A 22363-nucleotide genomic window follows, 5' to 3' on the forward strand; every position below is an offset into this window, starting at 1 on the left:
ACTCCTAATGGATGACATGGGGCGCCACACCGCGGGGCGCTATGCGGTCCTGGCGTCGTTGGGGATGGCTGTGTCCTACGAAAGACCGGCTCACCACCTATATCGGCGGCCAACGGGTCGGATGGTTCACCCAGGTCAACGGTCCTGACATCGCCTTCGTTTTCGATGACGAGTGGCGGACGAACGCGGGCCGCGTGGAACTGTCACTGTCGATGCCGAAGTCACGCCGTGCGCATCGAGGACCGGCACCGGCGAACCGGGCCACACATCCGGATACTTCTCACTGGCGGGTGCACAATCTAAGTTCACGCTGGCCGGAAGTGACGCAAGATGGGCCGTTCCGGTCGGGCGCGCCGCGTCCACTCACGGCGACCGCCCCACTCCGGCGCGCACCAGGGATCAAGATCGGGGCAGCAGGGTGGCCGGAGAGATGGTGACCGGGAACGGGGTTCGGAGGTCGGCGGTGTCGTCGGCGGCCACCCGGTGGGTTTGTTCGTAACCGCCGTCGGGGCCGAGCCGGTACACGAACAGAACCGGCAACGTTTCCCCGGGAAACTGACCTGCGAACGGGTTGATCTCGAATCGCCAGTAGGAGGCGATACCGGCGCTGCTGTACATGATCGGCTTGACGACACGGTCGGTCATCGTCGTGGACCTGGAAACGACCTCCACTACCAAGTCGACCTGGTCGACCGGAACACCTCGGGCATCAAGGTCGACTGCGCCGGTGGCGAACATGGCGTCGGGGATCGGCTCGTCGTCCCCGATCACGACACCGACCCCGTCGAGCACGAGAGAGTCCGCGGGCGCCGCGTCCACCAGGACGCGAACCAGCCGCTGGATCAGCAGCTGGTGGCGCGGCTTCGGGGCGGCATTCACAACGAGCTGGCCATTCAGCACCTCGTATCGCAGACCGTCCTCGGGCATATCGTCAAGGTCCGCGGCGGTCCAGTAGTCGTTGTGCGGTACGGGCATCGCCATATGGGCCACCTCCTCCGCCGGTTCCGGACCCGAGCGATTGGAGTCAATACTAGCGGGGCAGTGTCACCGCCACTCAGCCGTACAGAGAATCCAGCCCGACGAGCGAGACATCACCCGACGCGGGCGGCCGATTCCGCATCAGGGCCGTTGGTACTGGGCGTTCGTCCTGGCTTGGGCTACGGCAGTGGCGACGCCATTGCGCCAGACGGGGCCATGGCCGGGGAGTAGGAGGTCGGCCGGGAGGGGCTCCAGGGTGGTGTAGCCGGCGATGGTTGCTGGGGTGTCGTGATTGAAGAAGTTCGGGAGGGGTTGGGGGCCTTGGATTTTCGAGGTGGGGTGGGCGGTGACCATGGCATCGCCGGTGGCGAGGGCGCCCACCTCGGGGAGATGGAAGGCTGAGTGGCCGGAGGTGTGGCCGGGGCAGGGGATCGGGACCGGGTGGCCGGGGAGGTCGAGGGGGCCTTCGGTGGGGAACGGCTGGATGTGGGGGACGGTGTTGTTGCGCAGGCCGCCCGCGGCGGTGATGCGGGCGGCCCAGGCGATGGTGCTTCGGTCGGTGAGGCGCTTGATCACGTCTAGTGGGGTGGCGGATTCGTGGTATTCGCCGCGGGCGTGGGCCACCTCGATCGCACTGGTGTAGGCCGGGGTGCCGTAGCGGCGGTGCAGGTGGTTCAGCGCGCCGACATGGTCGAGATGGGCGTGGGTCAGCAGGATCGCGGCGATGTCTTCGGGGCGGTGACCGATGTCGCGGACCGCCCGCTCGATCGTCGCCGCGTCGCCGTACCAACCGGCGTCGATGAGCGTGAGATCGCGGCCGTCCCGCAACAGATACAGGTTGACGTGGGTGCCGTGAATGACGAAGACGTCGTCGGCGACTTGTTCCCAGGACATCCTCAACCCCTCACGGTCCGGCTGTACCGGCAACCCTACCGATCAGGCCGTGCGAGCGCCGGTCAGCGCGTCCAGGTCGATGGTCAACGCGAAGGGCGCCGACAGCGTCACCGAACCCGTCGCCCGTGGTGAGATGCGGTATTCACCCTGGTCGAGAGTGTAGACGGTGAGACCCACCGAAGTCGGTTCGAGGACATCGATGACCCAGTAGTGGGCGATCGAATTCGGCGCGTACTCCCCAGCTTTGACCGCGTAGTCCCGCACCGCGGATTCGCCGGAGGTGGCGATCTCGACAGCGACTTCGATCTGGTCGGCGCGGACCCGCTGTTGCTCGCCCACCGCGCTGTCGGCGACCACGATGTCCGGTACTCGGCGAGGTGAGCGGCCCACAAGCTCCGCTTCCAGCTCGGCGAAGGCCTCGTAGCCGACCGGAAGCTGACTGTCCAGCTGGATGAGCAGGCGCTTGATCGCCCGGCTGTGCGGTGCCGCAGGTCGCGCGTCTACCAGCAGGAACCCATCCTCGATCTCGTATCGATGGGACGTGTCGATCGGCAAGGCGTCGAACTGTTCGCTGTGATCGAACGCCGACGCGATGCCGCTGCAACCATCCCTACCGCCTCTGTTCGCGTCGCCGGATGGCGGCCGTACCGGTTACCAGATCGTCACGCGCTCCTCGGGCGCCAGGTACAGCTTGTCCTCGGCGGACACCTCGAACGCCTCGTAGAAGCTGGCGATATTGCGGACGACGGCGTTGCACCGGAACTCCGGCGGGGAGTGCGGGTCGATGGCGAGGCGGCGGATCGCCTCCTCGGGGCGGGCCTTGGTGCGCCAGACCTGGGCCCAGCCGTAGAAGACGCGCTGCAGGCCGGTGAGTCCGTCGATGACCGGCGGTTCCGCGCCGTCGAGGGAGATCTTGTAAGCGGCCAGCGCGATCGACAAACCGCCGAGGTCGCCGATGTTCTCGCCGATGGTGAACTCGCCGTTGACCGTGTGCTCGTCGGCCAGGTCGGCGGGGGAGAGCACGTTGTACTGGTCGATCAGCGCCTTGGTGCGCTTGCCGAACTCGGCGCGGTCCTCGTCGGTCCACCAGTCCTTCATATTGCCGTCGCCGTCGTATTTGGCGCCCTGGTCGTCGAAGCCGTGGCCGATCTCGTGGCCGATCACCGCGCCGATCCCGCCGTAGTTGGCGGCGTCGTCGGCGTTCATGTCGAAGAACGGGGGCTGCAGGATGGCGGCGGGAAAGACGATCTCGTTCATGCCGGGGTTGTAGTAGGCGTTCACCGTCTGCGGGGTCATGAACCACTCGCCACGATCCACCTCGCCACCCAGTTTGCCCAGGTCGCGGTCGTGGTCGGCGGCGTAGCCGCGCCGATAGTTGCCGACCAGGTCGGCCCGGTCGATCTCGACGGCCGAGTAGTCGCGCCAGGTGTCGGGGTAGCCGATCTTGGGCGTGAACTTGGCCAGCTTGGTCAGCGCGGCCGCGCGGGTGTCGGGGCCCATCCACTCCAGCTCGGAGATGTTGCGGCGGTAGGCCTCCTGCAGATTGGCCACCAGCTCCACCATCCGCGCCTTGGCCTGCGGCGGGAAGTGTTCGGCCACATACAGTTTGCCGACGGCCTCGCCGAGCAGCTCCTGCACCAGCGACACGCCACGCTTCCAGCGCTCACGATTCTCCTGCGCGCCAGTGAGAGTGCGGCCGTAGAAGTCGAAATTCTCCTCGACGATCTCGTCGGTGAGGAACGCCGCCCTGGCGTGCAGCACCTGCCACAGTGCCCACAGCTGCCAATCCGCCTGCGGCACCGCGGCCCACGCCTGCGCGAACGCGCGCACATAGTCGGGCTGGCGCACCACCAGCTCGGCGAACAGGTCGGCACCGGCCCGGTCCAGGCCGGTGGCGATGCCGTCGACCCATGCGGTCCAGTCGAATTCGGGGTTCTCGGCGGCGAGGGCGGCGAAAGTGGTGAGGTTGTAACTCTTCTCCGCATCGCGGCGGCGCACCACATCCCAGTGCCCGGCGGCGAGCGTGCGCTCCAGCTCGACGATGCGGCTCGCGGCATCGGCCGGATCGGCGGGCAGCAGACCGGCAAGGGCCGGATCGGCGGCGGCGATGGTGAACATCTTCGCGATATGGGCCTGGTACTTCGCCCGGATCTCGGCGAACTCGTCGGACCGGTAGTACGACTCGTCCGGCAGCCCGATGCCCGACTGGGTGGCGTGCGCCAGATAGCGGGTGGAGTCCTTGTCGTCGGTGTCGACGTAGTAGCCGAGCGCGCCCTTCACACCGGTGCGCTGCAATCGCCCGAGCAGTGCGGCGAACGCGCTCGGATCGGCTACCTCGGTGATCTCGCGAAGTTCCGCGGCGATCGGCGCGAACCCGGCCGCGGCCACCGCGTCGGTGTCCATGAAGCTCGAGTACAGGTCGCCGATCTTGCGGGCATCCGCATCGTCGGATCCACCGTCGGCACTGGCGGTGATGATCGCCTGCACGTCGATCTCGGCCTGGTCGTACAGGGTGCGGAAGGCTCCGTCGACGGCGCGGTCGGCCGGGATCTCATACTCGGCCAGCCACTGCCCGTTGACGTGGGCGAACAGATCGTCCTGCACCCGCACATCCTGATCACGGAAGGACAGGTCGATACCGGAGGGAGCGCTCAGATCGGAAGTCACGCGCTCCAGTATGCCGACAACCGCCGACATGTGTGCTGACCACGTGCGATCAGGCGATACCGAGATCGTCGAGAGTTTTCGCCGAGAGCAGACGACCGGTCCACACGCTGAGCTGATCCTGGTTCGCCCCGCGCATCGCATCCACGACACGGGCGGGAAGCGGCCCGAACTTCTCGGCCATCAACTGCATGAGGACCTCGACCTGACCCTCAGCGCGGCCTTCTGTGCGGAGTCGATTTGCGGTGGTCATGAGGGCCTCCTTCGCCTCGAATCACGTCACTTTCATTGTGCGCCAGGTGTTTCGACACGAACGTAACCGTGCCGGTCGCCAAATGTCGATGTCCGGACCGCGGCATTCGATCGCGCGGTGGTACCGGGGGGTGCTGGGGACGCACGCGTCCTGTGCCGACGGTGGGGGATCTCGAAGTCGCGACCGGCCACGTCTATGGCCGAAATTCTCCAGATGTGGCCCCGACTTTCGAGACCTTACAGCTCGGCGGTCGAGATCAGGCGCAGACGAATTCGTCGTCGCGGACGCCGGCGACGAAGGCGTCCCATTCGGGGGCGGTGAAGCGGAGGAGGGTGTCGTCGTGGCGGAGGGTGGCCGAGCCGTCGGCGGCGATGTGGGCGACGAGGTCGGGGTGGCGGCGGGTGGAGAGCAGGCAGTGCAGGAATGCGGACCACAGCTCGGCGTCGACGGTGATGATCGGCTCCTCCGAGCCGATGTTCATCGGGTTACGACGGAATTTGCTGTCACGTATCTGAACGATGTCTCCGTCGAAACGGACCTCGACACATTGGTTGCCGTTGTTCGAACGCGACGAGGTGAACCAGCCGTGATCGGCCGGGCGGCGACGAGCGGTGGTGGACATACCCTGAATCCTACACTCCCGCATACTCCCTGATCAGAGCCAGCGATTCGGGACGGGAAAGCGCTCGTTCGCGGGCGCGAACATAGGCGAAGCCGAGATCGCGCACCATCTCGGCATCGTCGACCGGGCCACCGAACACCGCACTCTCGGCCCAGGCAAAGGTCGGTAGCTGATCGCTTGCGAAGTCGAGCAGATGGAAGCTCGAGCCGCCGAGAACCGCCCCCTCCGGGGCACTGAACGGAATCACCCTGACATCGACGGTGTCGAGATCGCGCATCAGTTCTACCAGGTGCCGCAGCTGCCGACGCAGGACTTCGGCGCCGCCGGTCTGCTGCCGCAGGGTCGCCTCGCCGAGCACGGCCGTCAGTTCGAGCGGATCGGCGTCGCGCAGGCGCTGCTGGCGGCGCAGCCTGATCGCCACCAGCTGATCGACCTGAACCGGCCGGATCATCACATCGGCGCTGATCAGAGCCCTCGCGTAGGCCTCGGTCTGGAGCAGGCCGGGAACGATGAGGCTGTCGTAGCTGCGGATGCTCGCCGCACCGGCCTCCATCCCGTAGAGCCGCTGCAACTCAGGCCCGATCAGCGCCGAGGCGGTCGACCACCAGCCGCGCTGCTTGCTCGATTCCAGCAGGGCGAGCAGTTCGGCGCGCTCCTCGGCGTTCACATCGAGCACGTCGAGGACCGGCTCGATCGTGGTACGGGTGAGCACCCGGCGGCCCTTCTCCACATGGGACCAGTTGGCCGGGGTGAATCCGACCTGGCGGGCGAAACCGGCCGAGTCGAACCCGCGCTGCTCACGCAGTTCACGCAGGCGCAGCACGAGTTCCCAGCGCGCCACGGTCGGCGATACGGGGGCCATGGGCGAACATCGTACGCCGATCGACACACCAGCTATTGACTATTGTCAGCGCGGTTGTGCGGCACTACGCTGTTGAGAACGGCAAATTTCCCACGCGGTCCGTCGTTATGAAAAAGTTTCCCGCGTCACCCGGTTCGTGATCCACCATCTCTCCCCGATCGAGCGAATTCACAGCTACATCGAGTCAGCGTCGACAGAGACGAGGTCGTGATGAGCACGTCGCGCACTGAAGACAAGGGCGGGTATACTGCGGCCGAGGAATACTCGGCCACCCAGGATGCGCTGTCGCGCTGCCGTCACTACCGCAAGCACAACGGGCTCTACGGTGTCGTCGATGCCGCGATGGGACGGATCATGCTCGAGATCGGCGCGGTCGGCGCGGTGGTGATGCCGTCGACGCTGGGCGAGCGGGTCCGTGGCCTGCTCATCGGGCGTGGGCTGCGCTGCGGGCCGATCATCGCCCACCCCCGCTCCGGCCGCTGGACCTTCCTCACCGGTCCCACCGACAACTCCTACCTCGACACCGTGCTGTTCGCCGACCTGTTCCGGGTGTGCGCCTCGGTGGCCTTACCCGGCAGCGAGATCGTGCTCCCCTCGCCCGCCGACGAACGCAGCGGTTACCGCACCTGGATGCAGGAACCCGACGGTGACTACCGCCCGGACTTCGCCCAGATCATCGCCGCCACCAGGACCAACGCGCGAACGCTGCTGCTGCAGCACGAACCGGGCTCGGCCTGACCGCACCGGGGCGGGCCTACGCACCGCCGAGGCGGGCGTGCATCTCCCACACCAGTACCTCCGCGCCACCGCCGCTCGGGCGAAGCACCTGACCGCCAGAGCGAGTCAGCCGCACGGCGTCGCCCTGGGACAGGGTGCCGACCCCCTCCATGTCGACCTCGCCACGGGCCACGAAGACATGCAGGTAGGGCGCGTCGGGCAGGGTGACGCCGGGACTGTCGGCGGGCATCCGCGCCACGTGCATGGCGGCGTGCGAGGAATTGATCGCGATGGCGGTGCGGTCGCGGTAGCGGGGTAGGCCGGAGGCCACCGTCACCAGGTCGCCACCGGCCAGTTCGGCATCGATCTCGAGCTGCTGATAGCCGGGGTCGACGCCGGGCTCGTCGGGCACCACCCACATCTGGACGAAATGCACCGGCTCCTCGTGCTCCGGCAGCGCGCCGTCGAGGCGCCAGGAATCGTTCTTCTCCGAATGCAGGATGCCGGTGCCCGCGCTCATACGCTGCGCCAGACCGGGATAGATGACGCCGCTGTGCCCGAGCGAATCCTGGTGCACCAGACTGCCGCCGAGCACCCAGGTGACGATCTCCATGTCCCGGTGCGGATGGGTGTCGAATCCCTCGCCCGGCAGCACCACATCCTCGTTGTTCACCAGCAGCAGACCGTGATGGGTGTTGTCGGGGTCGTAGTGCTCCCCGAACGAGAACGAATGCTTGGAATCGAGCCAGGAGACCCTGGTCTTCATCCGGTCACCGCCGCGATGGAGTTCGATGGACATGAGGTTCCTCCTGTTCGCACCCGTACCGCCGCCCCAATTCTGGCACCACTATTCTCACGAGGTGTCGACTCATCCCCATGACGGGGGCAATCCGGGTGATGAGTCGCCGGTCTCGATGCGGCATCTGCTGCGCGAGAGCCGAGGGGTGATCCGCCGGAATCCGCAGATGCCGCGCCTGGCGCTGCTGCGGCTGGCGGCCCAGTTCGGGGACGGGATGTTCCAGGCCGCGCTGTCGGGCGCGATTCTGTTCAACCCGGAACGCGAGACCGATCCGCTGGCCATCGCCGCCGGGTTCGCGGTCCTGCTGCTGCCCTATTCGGTGCTCGGGCCTTACGCGGGCGCGCTGCTCGATCGCTGGGACCGGCGCACCGTGCTGCTCACGGCGAGTCTGGCGCGCGCCGTGCTGATCGGCCTCGCCGCGACCGGCCTGTTCTCCGGTATCGGCGAGACGCCGCTGCTGCTGCTGGCGCTGGCGACGGTCGGGATCAGCCGGTTCGTGCTGGCCGGAGTGTCGGCGGCACTGCCGCGGGTGCTCGAACAGCGGTGGCTGGTGCCGATGAACTCGGTGCTGGCCACGGTGGCCTCGGTGTGTGCCGGGGTCGGTGCCGCGGCGGCGGTCACGGTGATCGCGCTGCTCGGCGCCGGTGACACGGCCGCCGCGGTGGCGGTGGCGCTCAGCGGCATCGGGTCGGTGGTCGGGGCGGTGCTCGCCGCGGGTTTCCGGCCGAGGGTGCTCGGACCGGAGAGCGGTTCGGCGGGTTCGGAGAGCACGGTGCACGCCATCGCGACCGGGCTACGCACCGGCGCGGGCGCGGTGTGGCGGGCGGTGCGGGTGACGACGGCGATGATCGGGATCGGCGCGCATCGGGTGGTCTTCGGGATGAACACGCTGATCATGGTGCTGGTGCTGCGGCAGCCGAGTACCGACACCAGCGGCGGACTCGTCGGTTTCGGGGTGGCGATCGGCTTCGCGGCGGCGGGCATGCTGCTCGCGGCGATCCTCACGCCGGTGCTGATCCCGCGCCTCGGCAGGCCGCGCACGGTCCTGGTCGGGCTGGTCACCGCGGTGCTCGTGCAGCTCACTCTGGTGACCCCGATCGCGCTGGCCACCGGTGACTACGTCGACGAAGCCCACCGTCTGCTGCTCGCAGGCGCGTTCGGGCTGGGCCTCGCGGGGCAGACCATCAAACTCACCGGCGACGCGAGCATGCAGATCGATATCGCCGACGACGAACGCGGCCAGGTCTTCGCGCTGCAGGACACCGTCTTCAACATCACCTTCGTGCTGGCGATCGCGGTCACCGCGCTGGTGATCCCCGCCGACGGGCGCTCGATCGGCGTTGTGCTGGCCGGCGCGGGTGTGTATCTGCTCGGTATTCTCGCCGTCGCTCTCAATTCCCGTCGCGCACGCGGCGTTTGACCGGTCGAATGCACAGCGGCGGCGCTCGGTTCCGGTATGTTCTCACAGCATGCGCAGGCCGGTTCCGCACGCGACCGCACTCGGTGCCGTCTTCGTGGTGCTGCTGACCGTCCCAGCACAGGCGGCGCCGTTCCCGTGGGCACCGCCGCCGGTGAACATGTGCGGCGAAACCGGATTCGACCCGCTGTACCGGGAGCCCGATCCAGCGGCCCCGCCGGCACCGGTTGCCGCGCCGACCATCGACATCCCGATCCCGGTGCCACAGCTGATCCCGGTGCCGATGCCCGACCCGCCACCGGACAACACGCGGGTCGCGCAGGCCCCGCTGCCGTCGGACCCGTGTCGCAACCCGTGCCCGGACGTCAGGGACTCGCCGGGGCCCGCCGCGGAGACCGTCGCGTCGGCGCAGGGCTCGACCGGTTCGGCGAGCGCCGTGCCGCGTATCCAGATCCGGCCGGAGTACGAGCCGATGCCGTTCCCGGTGCCGGGCGGGGAGGGCGAGCCGCCGCAGGCGGCACCGGTGCCTGTGAAGCCACCTGTCGATCCAGGTCCGCTAGGGGCCGCGGTCGCGCCACCGGGGCTCGAGTCGGTGCGGCTGGTCGAGCAGGTCACCGGGCACGGGTCGCGTAACCGGACCGACATGCGCTGGCAGGTGGACGGCACCGATCTCGGCCTGTTCTGGGAGACCGAACCGGGCCGAGTGGCCATGGTCTTCGGCGATACCTTCGGCGCGGGCTGGGTGTACGGCGGCGCGGGCGCCGACACCGCCGACTGGCGCTCCAACACACTCGCCTACAGCACCGACCGCGTCCTCGACGACGGCATCGACATCGAGGCGATGGTCCAGGACAGTCCCTGCCACGCCGCCGAACTGCTCGGCAGCCGCAAGATCAAGAACTGGGAGACAACCACGATCCCCACCTCGGGATTCGCGCTCGGCGACCGGCAGTTCCTGAGCTATATGTCGGTCAACCACTGGTCGAAGGTGCCGGGCATGTGGCTGACGAATTACGGCGGCCTCGCCTACTCCGACGACGGCGGGCAGACCTGGACCAAGGATCAGCACGCGCGCTGGGAGAACCTGTTCGGCGTCGGGCGGTTCCAGGTGGCGGCGATGGTGCCGCACGGCGAGTACGTGTACATGTTCGGCACGCCCAACGGCCGGATCGGGGTGATCGGCCTGGCCAGGGTGCGCGCCGACGACGTGCTGAACAAGACCGCCTACCAGTACTGGGTGGACGGCAACTGGGTACCCGCCGCCGAGTATTCGGCGACACCGCTGGTGCACGGGATTGCCAGCGAGCTGTCGGTGCGCTTCGACGCCGAGAGCGGTCGCTGGCAGATGGTCTATCTGGACCCGGCCGTCGGGCAGATCGTGTTGCGCACCGCGGCCGAACCGCAGGGCCGGTGGACCGAGACCGTCCCGCTGGTCTCCACGCAGGACTATCCGCGCGCCTACGGCGGATTCATCCACCCCTGGTCCACCGCGCGGGACCTGTACTTCACCGTGTCGGCGTGGGACAGCTACAACGTGTATCTCATGCACGCGCGGCTGGATCCGCGCTGATCAACGCGCCGCGACGAAACGAATCCGCTCGCCTGGCCTGGCCTGGGCCACCTGGTCGACATCGGCGTCGACGACAACGGCGATCACCGGGTACCCGCCGGTGATCGGATGGTCGGCGAGGAACACGACCGGCTGGCCGCTCGGCGGCACCTGCACCGAACCGAGCGCGACACCCTCGGCGGGCAGCTCGCGGGTGATCGACCGGACAAGCGGCGCGCCCTCGGCCCGGTCGAGGCGCGCGCCGATGCGGTCGGTATCGGGCGAGACCGCCCAGGAACCGCGGAACAGCTCGTCGGGATCGGTGAACCACTCGGCCCGTGGACCCGGCACCGCGCGGACCGTCAGCACCTCCGGCTGGACCGGGACCGGGGCGAACTCGACGGTCGGCAGGCTGCGCGGCGGCGCCCCGACGGGGAGGGTGGTCCCGGCGCGGAGCGGTTCCGGCCCGATGCCCGACATGGTGTCGTGGCTACGCGAACCGAGAACCTTCGGCACGTCGATGCCGCCGCGCACGGCCACATAGCTGCGCAATCCCGACGTCGCGAGACCGAGCCGCAGCACCTGGCCCTCCGCGAGTTCGAGGACGCTGGCGTGCCCGACTGGGGTGCCGTCGACAGTGGCCGGGGCGAGGGCACCGGTGACCGCGACGGTGAGATGACCGTCGGCACGCAGCGCCAGCCCACCGAGCAGCGCCTCGATGGCCGCGAACTCTTCCGGGTTGCCGACCAGACGATTCGCCAGCCGCAGCGAGGCCCGGTCGGCCGCCCCCGCCTGGCCGACGCCCGAGTCGAACCACCCCGGCCGCCCCAGGTCCTGGACCGTCGCGAGCGGCCCCACCCGCTCGATGAAGATCAGCATGCACTTCCCTCCCCGATTCGCTGTCGAGGCGGCGCATCGTTGAGCAGCCCTGATGTTATTCCGCTGTCGCCGTGTCGACGAACCGTACCGCCGTTCCGGCCCGGATCAGCGCGGGCGGATCGCGATCGACCGCCCACATCCGCAGATCCGTACTACCGATCAGCTGCCAGCCACCCGGCGTGCCACGCGGATACACCGCCGAGTAGCCGCCCGCGATGGCGACCGCGCCAGGCGGGATGGCGGTGCGGGCCCTGGCCCGGCGTGGGACGGTGAGTCTGCCGTCGGGCGAGGTCAGATAGCCGAAGCCGGGCGCGAAGCCGACGAACGCGCACCGCCAGTCGACGGCGGTGTGCTGCGCGATCACCTCGGGGACAGACAGGTCGAGCAGGCGAGCGACCTCGGGCAGATCGGCGCCGTCGTAGCGGACCGGTATCCGCACCACCTCATCGGGAATCACGCTGTCCGGCACTGTTCCACGGGAAACATCCGGCGAATCCGCCTGCGACTGTTCCTGATCCAGCCGGTCGAGCAGGGCGACGAGTTCGCGGCGAACCTGTACGCCGTAGCTCACCGAATGCATGGTCACCAGCACGGTTTCCGCGGCGGGCAGCACGTCCTGGACACCAGCGATGGCGTGCACGCGCAGTGCGGAGGCGAGCCGCTGCACCGGGTGCGGGTCGTCGAGGGTGATGAGCACGGCGCGGTCACCCGCAGGACGGATCCGCGTGTTCCAGTCGGTCATCTGGCCTCCCACCCTCAGCCGAACGGCTCCACCGGTACGCCGGCCTCGTCGAGCGCCTGCCGGATCCGGCGGGCCATCTCCACGGCGGCGGGGGAGTCGCCGTGGACGCACACGCTGGCCACGGACACGGCGACCGCACCGGGACCGTCTACGGTACGCGCGGACCCCGACACCGCAAGAGCGACCGCCTGGGCCACGGCGTCGTCCGGGGCGAGCACCGCACCGGCGATACCGCGCGGGGCGAGGGTTCCCGCCGCGGTGTAGGCACGATCGGCGAAACCCTCACCGACGAACGGCACCCCGACCCGGTTCGCCGCTCGCTCCAATTCGGTGCAGGCCGGGCCGAGCAGGGCGAGGCCGGGATCGGTCTCGGCCACCGCGGCGAGCACGGCGTCGGCGAGCAGCCGGTCACGGGCGGCCGCGTGGTAGAGCGCGCCATGGGGCTTGACGTAGCGCACCCGGTCGCCCGCGGTGCGCGCGAACGCCGCGAGCGCACCGATCTGGTACAGCACCTCGTCGCGCAGGTCGGCCGGGGCGATGGCGATATCGCGACGGCCGAAGCCGACCAGGTCGCGGTAGCCGACATGGGCGCCGATCCGCACGCCCTTGGCGACGGCGAGTTCGCAGGTCCGGCGCATGATCGACGGGTCACCGGCGTGGAAACCGCAGGCGATGTTGGCGCTGGTGACGATGTCGAGCATGGCGGCGTCATCGCCCATCCGCCACGGGCCGAAGCCCTCGCCCAGATCGCTGTTCAGATCCAGCGGCATCGCTATGCCCTCCGGTGTGTCGCGCCACGGGTGGATACCCCGGTGATTCGAGCATGAACGACTCCGTTCACGGCGTCAGCACCGGGGCGTTGTTTCAGCAGGCGTATACCCGAATCTCCGTCGCTTTGACCACGAAGTCCACCCGCGCGCCGAGGACGAGACCGAGCTGGGCGACGGCGGCGGGCGTGAGGTCGGCGGCGAGCCCGCCCATCGCCGATTCGCCGCGCACCCGGACCACCCCGCCATGATCTGCGATATCGGCGACCTCGACCGGGAACACATTGCGCGGACTGCCCGCGGGCGCTGTTGTGAACACCGCCACCGCCGCGGGGGAGAACACCGCCGCCGCGCTCGCACCGGGGACGAAATCGCCTACGACGCGGCCGTCTACGCGCTGCCGGCCGACCTGGATCGCGCCGAGAGCCGGGTCGTGGCCGGCCTTGTCGGCGAACTCTGGGCCGATGGGCGACACCTCATCGCGGTGGACCGGCTCGCCGAGCTCGGTACCGGCACCCGACGGGCGGCCGCTCATCGCCGACGCCGACTCGGTATTCGCGGAGCGCTCGCCGGTGATCGGCTCGGTAGGGCCGCGCTGTTGGGGCCGCGCAGGTGGGATGGCGGTGCCATGGACCAGGTTCAGGCCCGCGATACGGGCGGCGAACGGGCTGCGCGGACGCGACATGACATCGGTGACCGTGCCCGCTTCGACGATCCGGCCCCCCTCGACGACGACGATCCGGTCGGCGAGGGTGATGGCGTCGATGATGTCGTGGGTGACCAGGACGGCACAGCGCGGGTTGGCGCGGCCTGGCTCGTCACGCAGGACGCGGCGCAGCAGCGTGCGCATGGCGGGGGCGACGTCGACGTCGAGGGCCGACATGGGCTCGTCGAGCAGGAGCAGATCGGGGTCGACGGCGAGGGCGCGAGCCAACGCGACGCGCTGGGCCTGGCCACCGGACAGCGCGGCGGGGGCGCGGGCGGCCAGTTCGGTGGCGTCGACGGCCGCCAGCCAGTCGTCCGCGATCGCCTTGGCGGCACGGTGTCTCGCGCCCCGGCTGCGCGGACCGAAGGCCACATTCGCGTGGACGCTGAGGTGCGGGAACAGCAGCGGGTCCTGGGCGAGCAGGGCGACACCGCGCCGGTGCGGCGGCAGGGCGATGCCGCGCGCGGTGTCGGTGAGCGTGCGGCCACCGAGACGCACTCGTCCGTGGTCGGGTACCACGAGTCCGGCGATCACCTCCAGCAGACTCGACTTGCCGGCGCCATTGGGTCCGAGCACCGCGAGCACCTCGCCGGGGGCGACGTCGACTCGCAGGTCGAGATCGCGGCCTTCGATTCGGGCAACCACCGACAGCCCGTCACCCTCGACCATCACCGCACCCCCTCGCCGCCATCGGTGTCGACATCCGCACCGGTCGGCGGGCTCGAACGGCTCGTCGCCGCACGCGAACGACCGCTTTCCACGACCTCGCCGGACGGCTTCTTGCTCGCCGCACCGGGGCGAAGTCCGGCGGCAACCGCCGCCCGACCGGCCGCATCGGACCGACCGCCGCTGCGGAGCTGCGTGCCAGGGATCGGACTGGTGCGGCGGTAGGCGAGCAGCACGATCAGGACGGCGACAATGATCAGGACCACCGAGAGGGCAACGGCCGCATCGGGATCGGCCTCGCGCTGGAGGTAGATCTCCAGCGGCAGGGTGCGGGTGCGGCCCTGCAGGCTGCCCGCGAAGGTGAGGGTGGCGCCGAATTCACCGAGCGCACGGGCGAAGGCGAGGACGGCACCGGAGATCAGGGCGGGGCGCAGCAGGGGCAGGGTGATCCGCCACCAGACGGTGCTCGGATTCGCGCCCAAAGTGGCGGCGATCTGCTCGTACCGGTTGCCCGCCGTACGCAGCGCGCCTTCGAGCGTGAGCACCAGGAACGGCAGTGCCACAAAGGTTTGCGCGAGGACGACGGCGGTCGTGCTGAACGCGATCCGGATGCCGACCGCCTCGAGCTGCGCGCCGAGCAGTCCGTGCCTGCCGAAGGTGTAGAGCAGCGCGATACCGCCGACCACCGGCGGTAGCACCAGCGGCAGCAGGACGAGCGCGCGCAGCACGGGCAGCCAACGCCACCGCGCCCGTGCCAGCACCGCGGCCATCGGCACACCGAACACCAGGCACAGCGCGGTGCTCGCCGCGGCGGTCCGCAGGCTCAACCACAGTGCGTCCCTTGACTCCTCGGTGCTGATCAGCTCGACGAACCGCCCCCATTCCACCCCGGCGGCCAGTGCCGCGAGCGGCAGTACCACGAGCGCGAACCCCACCGCGGCCGGAGCCAGCACCCATCGGGGGACACCCGTACTCATCGAGTCTCCGCTCCGTGTGACCGAGCGCCTCGCGTGGTGGCCGAGAGCGACGGTGTCTCGAACCGTGCCCCGCTTCGGCCGGTCGGCGTCCGGCTGATCAGCGCTGGGCCAACACAATTCGATCCTTTTGCGCTGATTCCGCCCGAAACGCGCGATTGTGGACGCGCAGCGCGGCCCGTTCGCTGCCCGCGCGCCACCCCGCGGAGGTGAGGCGGTTCGCTCTCGTGGACGTCGGGGCGCAGACCCGCGGGATTCATGGGGTGCCGAAACCGGCGGCGGCGAGCGCGGCACGGCCCGCGGGTCCGGTGACGAACTCGGTGAACCTGCGCGCGGCCTCGGCCTGTCCCGAATCATCGACCACCGCGATCGGATACGTGTTCACAGCGGCCGAGGCCTGGGGGATCGGGACGGACTCGACCTTGTCGCCTGCTCCCGCCGCGTCGGTGACGTAGACGATCCCGGCGTCGGCCTGGCCGGAGGTCACCTTGGTGAGCACGTCGGTGACCGAGGACTCCTCGCTCACCGGAGCCAGGGTGACTCCGGCGGCAGCGGCTACCTTCCCGGTCGCCCTTCCACACGGCACCTGCGGGGCGCAGACCACCACCGCGGCGTCGGCGAGGTCATCGATTCCGTTGATGCCCTTGGGATTTCCAGGCGCGGTGACGAGCGTGAGGACATTGGTGGCGAAGGTCAGCGGCGCGGCGGTGATCCGGCCACTCGCCACCACCTTGTCCATGGTGGGCTGGTCGGCGGCGGCGAACACGTCGGCGGGCGCGCCCGCGATCAGCTGGGCCGCCAGATCCGACGAGCCCGCGAACGAGAACCGCACGTCGACACCGGGATCGGCGGCCTCGAACTCGCGCTCGAGCCCGGTGAAGACGTGCTTGAGCGACGCGGCGGCGAATACCGTGAGGCTCGGCCCGGACTCGCCGCTCCCGCAACCGGTGGCCGTGAGCAGGACCAGCGCCACACCGAGCGCGACCCGGCGCGTCACCGCGCCGGCCGCTCGACGACGACCGTGGTGGCCTTGACGCTGGCCAGCGCCACACTGCCCGGTTCGAGCCCGAGCTCGCGCACCGATTCGCTGCTCATCAGGGAGACCACCGTGAAGGGACCGCATTGCATCTCCACCTGCGCCATCACCGTGTCGGTCACCACCCTGGTGACCAGGCCGGGGAACCGATTGCGCGCCGAACTGGCGCTGCCGACCGAGGTGTGCGGCGGACGGGCCTGGTCAACGGCCAGCGCCGCGAGATCACGCCCCTCGATCACCAGCCGCCCGGCCGAATCCTTGTCCGCCGCCAGGGCGCCCGCGTCGATCCACCGGCGCACGGTGTCGTCGCTGACGCCGAGCAGGTCGGCCGCCTCCTTGATACGCAGTCTCGCCACCGACTCAGCGTAGTTCCGCAGATGCGGAGGAAACAAGCGAACTCCTCCGCACATACGGAACTCTCCGGCGGTGATGCGCGGGCAACACGCCGCAGCGCGTGGCCGCCCCACTCGCGGCCAAGTACGCTCGGACCATCATGGCCACGTATTTCGATCCGAAGTCCTGGTCACTGTCGGGCGCTGTCGACCTGGGCAGACGCCTGCTCGACCCGTCATGGATCGACCAGTGGCTCGGCTTCACCACCGCCTGGGCCGACCCCGTCGCCGACCTCGGCTCCGGCACCGTCACCGCGCTCATGCCCGATGTGCTGATGACCGTGCTCAGCGAGGGCATCCTCAGCCGATTCGGCGGCCAGGAGGTGAGCGCCACCCTGCTCGGCCACGACCTCACCGCCACCCTCGACGTGTTCAAGGTGCGCAGGCGCGGCGCCCACTTCCAGAGCAAGACCGTGCTCTCGGACCTGGTCTGGGACTCGCACCCGTTCGACGACGTCACCGTGATCGCGCACGGCGTCCGGCTCATCCCCGGCGTGCCGACCAAGATCCGGGTGCAGCAGCTCGACATCGAGGGCGTCATCGGGATCGGCGCCCTGATCGAATGGGTGGACGCGCAGAACCTGGACTGGCGGGTGGCCCTCGACGAACGCGGCCGCATCATCGCCTCGCACCGCACCCGCAAGATGCGCGCCGTCGTCGACGCGCAGGTCTACGACAATCTGCTCACCATCGATATCCGCAAGGCCAGCTGGCACGGCATCCGCCTGCCGCGCCGAGCGGTGCAGGCACCGGCGCTGCTGCTCGACGACCTACCGAACCGGGCGAGCATCACCTACGCGCACCGGCGCGGCGACAAGGTGCGCTTCCGCATCGAACTGCCGGAGACGACCGGCTCGTTCGACCTGGCCCAGATCCGCTCGGCGATCGTCGCCGGAACCACGTTGATCGTGTTCTAGGACTGCTCCGACCACCACGCGAGCAGGGCGGCCTCGGCTTCCTCGCGCGTCATCGGGCCGCGGTCGAGCCGCAGGTCCTTCAGGTACTTCCAGGCCTTACCCACCTGCGGGCCCGGCGGCAGGCCGAGCAGTTCCATGATCGCGTTGCCGTCCAGATCGGGACGGACCCGCGCCAGGTCCTCCTGCGCGCGCAGCGTGGCGATGCGCTCTTCCAGCTCGTCGTAGGTGGCGCGCAGGGCGGCGGCGCGGCGCTTGTTGCGGGTGGTGCAGTCGGCGCGGACCAGCTTGTGCAGGCGCTCCAGCAGGTCGTCGGCGTCGGTGACATAGCGGCGCACCGCCGAATCGGTCCACTGCCCCTTGCCGTAGCCGTGGAAGCGCAGGTGCAGGAACACCAGGCGCGCGACGTCCTCGGTGAAGGCCTTCGGGTACTTCAGCGCGCGCATGCGCTTGCGCACCATCTTGGCGCCGACCACCTCGTGGTGGTGGAAGCTCACCCCGCCGCCCGGTTCGTTGCGCTTGGTGTCGGGCTTGCCGATGTCGTGCAGCAGGGCCGCCCAGCGCAGTACCAGGTCGGGGTCGCCCTCCTCCTGGTCGATCGCCTGCGAGAGCACGGTCAGCGAATGCTGGTAGACGTCCTTGTGCTGGTGGTGTTCGTCGATCTCGAGCTTCATGGCAGGCACCTCGGGCAGCACCCGCTGCGCGAGACCGGTGTCGCACATGAGGTTGATGCCGTCGATCGGGTGCTCGGCGCCGATGAGTTTGTCGAGTTCGGTGCGTACCCGTTCGGCGGTGATCCGATCGATCTGCGCGGCCATCTCCACGATCGCGGCCCGCACCCGCGGCGCCACCTCGAAGCCGAGCTGAGCGACGAAGCGGGCGGCGCGCAGCATGCGCAGCGGATCATCGTCGAACGAATCCTGCGGTGCGGCAGGGGTATCGAGCACGCCGGCGAGCAGCGCGTCGAGACCGTTCAGCGGGTCGACGAACTCGAGTGAGCCGTCGGCGGCGATCCGCACCGCCATCGCGTTCACCGTGAAGTCACGCCGGACCAGGTCGCCCTCAAGCGAGTCGCCGAAGGTGACCTCGGGATTGCGGGAGACCCGGTCGTAGCTGTCGGCCCGGAAGGTGGTGAGCTCGAGCTGCTGGTCGCCCTTGGCCGCGCTGACGGTGCCGAAGGCCAGCCCGCCGGTGTCCCACAGGTGGTCGGCCCACCCGCGCATCAGCTCCTGCACCACCTCGGGCCTGGCGTCGGTGGTGAAGTCGAGATCGTTGCCGAGCCGCCCGAGCACCGCGTCGCGCACGCTGCCGCCGACCAGGTACAGCGCATGCCCGCGCTCGGCGAACATCTCGCCGAGTGGGGTCAGCACATCCGACAACTGCCCCAGCGTCACCGCCGCGCCTGCGAGCAGCCGCGCGCGCCGATCAGCCACAGCATCAGGGACAACGTTGGGGGATACCACGAAAAGCCAGCTTACTGTCCGCGTCCGCGAGCCCGGCCGTCGGCGGGTGCTCCCGTCGGAACAACACCTATAAGCTTGCTGGGTGTCTCCTCCCGCCGATCGCGCCAACAGCCGACGCCGCCAGCCGCGGCGCCGCGGCTCGGCGGGCAACGCAGGCAAGCCGCGGATGCGGACGGTGCGCGAGACCTCGGCGGGCGGCCTGGTGGTCGACGGTTTGGACGGGCCACGCGAGCAGCGCGCGGCAGCCCTGATCGGGCGTACCGACCGGCGGGGCAGGCTGCTGTGGTCGCTGCCGAAGGGGCATATCGAGGACGGGGAGACCTCCGAACAGACCGCGATCCGTGAGGTCGCCGAGGAGACGGGCATCAACGGCGAGGTGGTCGCCGAACTGGGCAGTATCGATTACTGGTTCGTCACCGAGGGCAGGCGGGTACACAAGACGGTGCACCATTTCCTGCTGCGCTCGCTCGGCGGCGAACTGTCCGACGCCGATGTGGAAGTCACCCAGGTTGCGTGGGTTCCGTTGAGCGAGTTGGATTCCCGGTTGGCCTACGCCGACGAGCGGCGGCTGGCCGAGGTGGCGAATCGGATGATCGACCGGATGGAGACCGGCAAGCGATGACGCGTGGACTGTTCCGGCTGATCACGGCGGTCCTGACCATCTTGGTTTCGGTGACGCTGCATCCGGCCTCCGGGCATGCGCAACCGAGCGGGTCGGGCCTGTCGACGCCACAGTTCCTCAAACTCACGCTCGACGCGGTGGCACCGGGCACGGTCACCACCAGCAGCGACCCGATACTCACGGTCACCGGCACCGTCACCAATATCGGCGACCGGGTCGTCGACGACGTGAGCGTGCGGATCCAGCGTGCTGCCCCGGTGTTCTCGCCGAGCGGACTGCGCAGCTCGCTGCGGCTCGACCAGGTGAACTACGAGCTCGCCGGGCCGTTCCAGGATGTCGCCGAACGGTTGAGTCCCGGTCAGCGCAAACAGTTCTCCGTGCGGATCGCGCTGCGAGCAGGCGGTGACGGCCCCTCGCTCGAACTCACCGACCCCGGGGTGTATCCGCTGCTGCTCAATGTGAACGGTGAACCCGCCTACGGCAGCCAGGCCCGGCTCGACGACGCCAGATTCCTGCTGCCGGTGCTCGGCCTGCCACCCGCGCCCGGCGATCCGGCGAGCGAATCGGTGCCATCGCCGGCGGCGACTCCGGTGGCGACCACCATGATCTGGCCGCTGGCCGACCGGCCGCGGATGGTCGCGGGCAGGCCGGGCGCGGCGGGTGGCCAGGTCGAGCTGCTCGACGACGAACTCGCCGTCTCGGTCGGCAAGGGCGGACGGCTCGAACAGCTGGTCGCCGCATTGGAGACGATCGCGCCCGCGCCGGGCCGGGACCGCGCACTCGCCGATTCGGTGTGCATCGCGATCGATCCCGACCTGGTGTCGACCGTGCAGTCGATGACCTTCGGCTATCGGGTGCTTGCCAGTCCGTCGGATCCCGACGGCGCGACCAGGGAGGGCACCGGCGCGGTGAGCGCGCGCGAATGGCTCGACCGGCTGCGCGCGCTGGCGAGCACCATGTGCACGGTGGCGTTGCCGTTCGCCCAGGTGGATCTGTCGGCGCTGGCCGCGGTGCACGATCCGGGGCTCTCGGCCAGAGCGTTGCTCGCGCCCGCCGACGTGGTCGACACCATCCTCGGCATCCGCACGCTGCGCGGGGTGAGCCTGCCCGATTCCGGCTCCATCGACGATCCCGCCGGTCAGCTGCTGCGCGCGCACGGCTATGGGACGGCGGTACTGGCGAGCACGGCGGTGACCGCCGACGGTGCGCTCAGCGACGCCGACAACGCGCTCAACTCGGCACCGACCACCCTGGAACCCGGCGTGGTGGTCGGCGGCGAGACGGCGGCGCCCGACGTCGTCCGGGTGCCGACGGTGAGCGTCGAACCGCCGCCGAACGCACAGCCGCCGGTCGATCCCGCGCTGCGGGTGGCGACCTACGACATCTGGCCGGCCACCGCACTGGCTGCGGTCGGCTCGAATCCGCCGACGCCGTCGTTCACGCCGTCGAAGGTGCGGTTCGACGTGTCCAAGGATTCGCGGGCGGCCCGGCTGCAGGACGCGCTCGGCGCCATCACCTGGACGGCGCTGAACCCGTCACCGGAACGGCCGCGCTCCCAGCTGCTCATGCCGCCGCAACAGTGGGGCGCCAACCGTGAGGAGGGCATCGCCCTCCTGAAACAGCTCGAGCTGTTGACCCGCAACAATCTGGCCGCACCGCGCAGCTTCGCCGAGCTCGTCGCCCAGGAGCCGGATCCGCTCCCGTTCGCCCTGGAGTACCTGCCGCGCGCGGCGCAGGACGCGACGCCGGAACGCTTCGTGCCGCCGATCCAGGCGCAGAGCGCCAGGATCACCGAGCTGATGCGCGCGATGGTCGAGGTGCCGGAGGCCGAGCTCACCCCGCACGCCTATATGACCCCGGTCCGGGAGGATCTGCTGCGGGCGCTGAGCCTGTCCGACCGTCGCGACGACGACCACACCAGGGCCGATCTGCACGCGCAACGCCGCATCGACCAGGCCACCGAGGAACTGGACACGATGTTCGGTTCGGTGTCGGTGCTCCCGCCGGGCGGGGTGTACACGCTGGCCTCGGAGCAGAGCCCGTTGCTGCTGGTGGCGCGCAACAATCTGCCGGTCGCCATCCGGGTGCAGTTCAAGATCGAGGCGCCCGCCGAGACGAACATCACCGATATCGGCGAACAGCTGCTTCCACCATCGGGCACCAGGTCGTTCCAGATTCCGACCGAGGTGAGCGACAGCCGTAAGCTGGTGATTCCGATCTCTCTTACCACGCCGGACGGTGTAGCGCTAGGGGAGGCGACATCGGTTTCGGTACGGTCGAACGCCTACGGACAGGCCTTGGCCATAATTACCGGATGTGCCGCGATACTGCTGTTGCTGTTGGCCGGGCGTCGGCTGCTGCGCCGGTTCCGCGGTCAGCCCGACCCCGCCGACGAGGGGTACGAACGGCAGTGAACGCCAACGCCTGACACGCGGGCGGGGGACGAT

Annotated in this window: 22 protein-coding genes and 1 pseudogene; 7 read left to right on the top strand and 16 right to left on the bottom strand. The window is 69.4% G+C overall.

Features of this window, described 5'->3' with window-relative positions; genetic code table 11:
- Positions 1–41: 41 nt before the first annotated feature.
- Complete coding sequence (locus ACFOW8_RS03060; protein ID WP_378545090.1) at positions 42–437, top strand: HipA N-terminal domain-containing protein; 396 nt, start codon at positions 42–44, stop codon at positions 435–437.
- On the opposite strand, the gene ACFOW8_RS03065 is transcribed toward ACFOW8_RS03060, so the two are convergent.
- From ACFOW8_RS03065 to ACFOW8_RS03095, 7 genes are all read right to left on the bottom strand, one after another.
- On the bottom strand, positions 400–981 hold the full coding sequence (locus ACFOW8_RS03065; protein ID WP_378545093.1) for a Uma2 family endonuclease: 582 nt from the start codon (positions 979–981) through the stop codon (positions 400–402). The two genes, ACFOW8_RS03060 and ACFOW8_RS03065, sit on opposite strands and share 38 nt — an antisense overlap.
- A 138-nt stretch (positions 982–1119) precedes the next feature.
- Entirely contained in the window at positions 1120–1872 is a 753-nt protein-coding gene (locus ACFOW8_RS03070) for an MBL fold metallo-hydrolase (RefSeq protein ID WP_378545095.1), read from the bottom strand.
- Positions 1873–1914: 42 nt separating this feature from the next.
- Positions 1915–2466, bottom strand: a complete 552-nt coding sequence (locus ACFOW8_RS03075) for a Uma2 family endonuclease (protein WP_378548415.1) — start codon at positions 2464–2466, stop codon at positions 1915–1917.
- 57 nt (positions 2467–2523) lie between these two features.
- On the bottom strand, positions 2524–4569 hold the full coding sequence (locus tag ACFOW8_RS03080) for a M13 family metallopeptidase (protein ID WP_378545098.1): 2046 nt from the start codon (positions 4567–4569) through the stop codon (positions 2524–2526).
- A 19-nt stretch (positions 4570–4588) separates the two neighbouring features.
- Complete coding sequence (locus ACFOW8_RS03085; protein WP_378545101.1) at positions 4589–4789, bottom strand: hypothetical protein; 201 nt, start codon at positions 4787–4789, stop codon at positions 4589–4591.
- Positions 4790–5045: 256 nt separating this feature from the next.
- Positions 5046–5411: a DUF397 domain-containing protein gene (locus ACFOW8_RS03090; protein WP_378545104.1), complete on the bottom strand. Its 366-nt coding sequence runs from the start codon at positions 5409–5411 to the stop codon at positions 5046–5048.
- A 10-nt stretch (positions 5412–5421) separates the two neighbouring features.
- Positions 5422–6273 carry a helix-turn-helix domain-containing protein gene (locus ACFOW8_RS03095; protein ID WP_378545107.1) on the bottom strand — a complete coding sequence of 284 codons (852 nt, stop codon included), beginning with the start codon at positions 6271–6273 and terminating at the stop codon, positions 5422–5424.
- Between the two features lie 210 nt (positions 6274–6483).
- On the opposite strand from ACFOW8_RS03095, the gene ACFOW8_RS03100 reads away from it, so the two are divergent.
- The gene (locus tag ACFOW8_RS03100; RefSeq protein ID WP_378545110.1) at positions 6484–7011 is read left to right on the top strand and encodes a hypothetical protein; all 528 of its coding nucleotides are present in this window, start codon (positions 6484–6486) and stop codon (positions 7009–7011) included.
- 16 nt (positions 7012–7027) lie between these two features.
- Here ACFOW8_RS03100 and ACFOW8_RS03105 read toward each other — a convergent pair whose 3' ends face one another.
- On the bottom strand, positions 7028–7789 hold the full coding sequence (locus ACFOW8_RS03105; RefSeq protein ID WP_378545113.1) for a pirin family protein: 762 nt from the start codon (positions 7787–7789) through the stop codon (positions 7028–7030).
- A 115-nt stretch (positions 7790–7904) separates the two neighbouring features.
- On the opposite strand from ACFOW8_RS03105, the gene ACFOW8_RS03110 reads away from it, so the two are divergent.
- Positions 7905–9209 carry an MFS transporter gene (locus ACFOW8_RS03110; RefSeq protein ID WP_378548418.1) on the top strand — a complete coding sequence of 435 codons (1305 nt, stop codon included), beginning with the start codon at positions 7905–7907 and terminating at the stop codon, positions 9207–9209.
- A gap of 49 nt (positions 9210–9258) precedes the next feature.
- Positions 9259–10776, top strand: a complete 1518-nt coding sequence (locus ACFOW8_RS03115; RefSeq protein WP_378545115.1) for a DUF4185 domain-containing protein — start codon at positions 9259–9261, stop codon at positions 10774–10776.
- On the opposite strand, the gene ACFOW8_RS03120 is transcribed toward ACFOW8_RS03115, so the two are convergent.
- The 7 genes and pseudogenes from ACFOW8_RS03120 to ACFOW8_RS03150 form a co-directional block, all read right to left on the bottom strand.
- Complete coding sequence (locus tag ACFOW8_RS03120) at positions 10777–11634, bottom strand: 5-oxoprolinase subunit C family protein (protein ID WP_378545118.1); 858 nt, start codon at positions 11632–11634, stop codon at positions 10777–10779.
- Between the two features lie 55 nt (positions 11635–11689).
- Positions 11690–12376, bottom strand: coding sequence for a 5-oxoprolinase subunit B family protein (locus ACFOW8_RS03125; RefSeq protein WP_378545121.1), 687 nt, complete (start codon positions 12374–12376; stop codon positions 11690–11692).
- Positions 12377–12390: 14 nt separating this feature from the next.
- The gene (locus tag ACFOW8_RS03130; RefSeq protein WP_378545124.1) at positions 12391–13146 is read right to left on the bottom strand and encodes a LamB/YcsF family protein; all 756 of its coding nucleotides are present in this window, start codon (positions 13144–13146) and stop codon (positions 12391–12393) included.
- Between the two features lie 94 nt (positions 13147–13240).
- Positions 13241–14518 carry a sulfate/molybdate ABC transporter ATP-binding protein gene (locus ACFOW8_RS03135; RefSeq protein ID WP_378545127.1) on the bottom strand — a complete coding sequence of 426 codons (1278 nt, stop codon included), beginning with the start codon at positions 14516–14518 and terminating at the stop codon, positions 13241–13243.
- A gap of 227 nt (positions 14519–14745) precedes the next feature.
- Positions 14746–15492, bottom strand: a pseudogene (locus ACFOW8_RS03140) (ABC transporter permease); the annotation flags it as partial.
- A 253-nt stretch (positions 15493–15745) separates the two neighbouring features.
- Complete coding sequence (gene modA / locus ACFOW8_RS03145) at positions 15746–16486, bottom strand: molybdate ABC transporter substrate-binding protein (RefSeq protein ID WP_378545130.1); 741 nt, start codon at positions 16484–16486, stop codon at positions 15746–15748.
- Positions 16483–16935, bottom strand: coding sequence for a TOBE domain-containing protein (locus tag ACFOW8_RS03150; protein ID WP_378545133.1), 453 nt, complete (start codon positions 16933–16935; stop codon positions 16483–16485). Before ACFOW8_RS03150 ends, modA begins: the two co-directional genes overlap by 4 nt.
- A 44-nt stretch (positions 16936–16979) precedes the next feature.
- On the opposite strand from ACFOW8_RS03150, the gene ACFOW8_RS03155 reads away from it, so the two are divergent.
- Positions 16980–17834 (top strand): hypothetical protein, encoded by an 855-nt coding sequence (locus ACFOW8_RS03155; protein ID WP_378545136.1) that lies wholly within the window; start codon positions 16980–16982, stop codon positions 17832–17834.
- On the opposite strand, the gene ACFOW8_RS03160 is transcribed toward ACFOW8_RS03155, so the two are convergent.
- The gene (locus ACFOW8_RS03160) at positions 17831–19264 is read right to left on the bottom strand and encodes a CCA tRNA nucleotidyltransferase (protein ID WP_378545139.1); all 1434 of its coding nucleotides are present in this window, start codon (positions 19262–19264) and stop codon (positions 17831–17833) included. The genes ACFOW8_RS03155 and ACFOW8_RS03160 overlap by 4 nt on opposite strands.
- 196 nt (positions 19265–19460) lie before the next feature.
- Here ACFOW8_RS03160 and ACFOW8_RS03165 point away from each other — a divergent pair, with 196 nt between their 5' ends.
- Both ACFOW8_RS03165 and ACFOW8_RS03170 read left to right on the top strand, forming a co-directional pair.
- A complete protein-coding gene (locus ACFOW8_RS03165; RefSeq protein WP_378548421.1) occupies positions 19461–19916 on the top strand; it encodes an NUDIX hydrolase in 456 nt (151 codons plus the stop codon).
- Entirely contained in the window at positions 19913–22330 is a 2418-nt protein-coding gene (locus tag ACFOW8_RS03170) for a DUF6049 family protein (RefSeq protein ID WP_378545142.1), read from the top strand. The genes ACFOW8_RS03165 and ACFOW8_RS03170 overlap by 4 nt, the downstream gene beginning before the upstream one ends.
- Positions 22331–22363: the final 33 nt, after the last annotated feature.

The organism is Nocardia rhizosphaerae, assembly GCF_042650365.1.
Taxonomy (GTDB): domain Bacteria; phylum Actinomycetota; class Actinomycetes; order Mycobacteriales; family Mycobacteriaceae; genus Nocardia; species Nocardia rhizosphaerae.